General features: G+C 68.5%; 1 pseudogene. It reads left to right on the forward strand.

Features of this window, described 5'->3' with window-relative positions:
• Nucleotides 1-296: 296 nt before the first annotated feature.
• A pseudogene (locus ACH4C6_RS36460) lies at nucleotides 297-1,197 on the forward strand (IS1380 family transposase); the annotation flags it as partial.

Raw genomic sequence — 1,197 nt, forward strand, 5'->3', positions numbered from 1 at the left:
CCCGCTGGAACAGCTCCCACAACTCGTCCGGCACCAGCCGCTCAACGATCCTCGACACGACCAGCAGCTTACCCGGCCAAATGAGATGATCTCTAGCGCAAGCAGCCGGCAGGCCAAGGGGAACCCGAGCCCACACGCCGGAGGCCTGCGTGTGCTGCCCTGCGGGGAGAAGCGGGGCTTAACCTCGCGCTTTCGTGAAGCGGCTTGTCCGGCAGGAAAGCAGAAAGTGCCTCTTACCAGCAAGAATGAGGATTGTCGAGGTCCTTGTTCCTGCCACCGCCGGAGGCACTTCCCAAGTGAAGCACCCTATCGGGTCCTACCCCCGTGTCCGCGTCCAGGACGACGGCCGCCAGGTCGTCTCCCGGGCCGGTTCGGTCCTGCTGGTCGAAACGGTCCGCAAGACCGGTCTTGACCAGGCGATATCCACAGCTCTGGCGCCGTGGCGCAAGCCGCGGGCCGTCCACGATCCTGGCAAGATCCTCCTGGATCTCGCTCTGGCAGTCGCGCTGGGCGGGGACTGCCTCGCGGACGTTGCGATGCTGCGGGCCGAGCCGGCCGTCTTCGGTCCGGTCGCCTCCGACCCGACCGTCTCCCGCCTGATCGACACCCTCGCCGCCTCCGGCGAGAAGGCCCTGCAGGCGATCCGGTCCGCATGCTCCGAAGTCCGTCACCGTGTCTGGTCGTTGGCCGGTGAGAACGCCCCGGACGCCGACGGGACGGTCACCGTCGACCTCGACGGCGTCCTCGTGATCGCGCACTCCGACAAGCAGGACGCGGCCGCGACCTGGAAGAAGAGCTACGGCCATCATCCGCTGACGGCCTTCGTCGACCACGGCCCGGGCGGAACCGGAGAGCCTGTCGCGGCCCTGTTCAGACCGGGAAACGCGGGCTCCAACACGGCCGCCGACCACATCACCACCGCCCAGCTGGCCCTGGCCCAGCTGCCGAAGAAGTACCGGCGGGGGCGGCGGACGCTGATCCGCACGGACTCCGCCGGCGGCACCCACGACTTCGTGTCCTGGCTCGCCAGGCGAGGACGCTGGCTGTCCTACTCGGTCGGCATGACGGTCACCGAAGTGATCCACGAACATGTGCTGAAGGTCCGGCACCGGCCTGGACGGCGGCCGTTGAGACCAGTGGTGAGGTCCGGGACGGGGCTCGGGTCGCCGAGCTCACCGGCAAGCTGCTGGACGGCTG

The organism is Streptomyces sp. NPDC017943 (genome assembly GCF_044328425.1).
Lineage (GTDB): Bacteria > Actinomycetota > Actinomycetes > Streptomycetales > Streptomycetaceae > Streptomyces > Streptomyces djakartensis_A.